General features: G+C 65.8%; 1 protein-coding gene. It reads right to left on the reverse strand.

Annotated features, from left to right (window positions below):
- A partial coding sequence (locus SB772_RS42170; RefSeq protein WP_410838794.1) for an efflux RND transporter permease subunit occupies positions 1-263 on the reverse strand: 263 nt, incomplete at both ends.

Raw genomic sequence — 263 nt, forward strand, 5'->3', positions numbered from 1 at the left:
CCGTTGCCGCCGTTGCCGCCCGCGCCACCGGCGTTATCGTCGTCATGGTCGTGCGCGTGGTGCTCTTCGTAGTGCTGGAGCGCGACGTCGGCGTCTTCCTTCTCGCCTGCGAACTTCGCGCGGATCACGACGAAGAACATCGGGATCATGAAGATCGCGAGGAACGTGGCCGTGACCATACCGCCGATCACGCCCGTGCCGATCGCGTGCTGCGATGCCGAACCCGCGCCGTTACTGATCGCGAGCGGCAGCACGCCGAGAAT

Source organism: Paraburkholderia sp. SIMBA_030, from assembly GCF_046535245.1.
In the GTDB taxonomy this organism is placed as follows: domain Bacteria; phylum Pseudomonadota; class Gammaproteobacteria; order Burkholderiales; family Burkholderiaceae; genus Paraburkholderia.